Source organism: Brevundimonas sp. TWP1-3 (assembly GCF_049896085.1).
Classification (GTDB): Bacteria; Pseudomonadota; Alphaproteobacteria; order Caulobacterales; family Caulobacteraceae; genus Brevundimonas.
Genome location: NZ_JAFCTP010000021.1, coordinates 543 through 1,160 on the forward strand (window position 1 = coordinate 543; position 618 = coordinate 1,160).

Annotated in this window: 1 protein-coding gene; it reads left to right on the forward strand. The window is 63.1% G+C overall.

Annotated elements, in window-relative coordinates; all coding sequences use genetic code 11:
* On the forward strand, positions 1–618 hold a 618-nt coding region (locus tag ACP693_RS17675), incomplete at both ends, for an Hpt domain-containing protein (protein WP_426050136.1).

Consider the following 618-nt stretch of genomic DNA (forward strand, 5'->3'; position numbering starts at 1 on the left):
GCGGCGAATCTGGTCGAGGCCTGCAACGGCTTTATCCGCGAGCATTTGCTGCTCGACCCGCAAGAGCCGGGCTGGCAGCAACTGGACAACCTCGCCGACGTCATCACCAGCCTTGAGTATTACCTCGAACGCCTGACGGATGACCCGATAGCGCCGAGTGAACAACTGCTCGACGGTGCGCAAAAGAGTCTGGCCAGTCTCGGTTACTTTCCCAGCGAGCAACATGTGCCGGTGCTGGAAGACGTACTCAGCCCCAACGAAGCACAGGTGATGCAGGATCTGCAGGCGCTGGAGGACCCGGAAACTGTGCAGTCGCTGGCCGACGTGTTGGCCAGCCCGGTGTCGGCGGTCAACCCGCCCGCGCTGATCACTCCGGGCAGCCTGATGCCGCCGCCGGCCGATGAAGAACCGGTGGATGATGAACTGCGCGAAGTGTTCCTCGAAGAGACTGACGAAGTCCTCGAAGTGCTGCGTGAATACCTGCCGCGCTGGTTCGCCGATTCCCGCGACCGCGCAGCCCTGAGCGAACTGCGTCGGGCCTTTCACACCTTGAAGGGCAGCGGACGCATGGTGCGCGCGTTGATCCTCGGCGAGTTGGCGTGGGCCGTGGAAAACCTG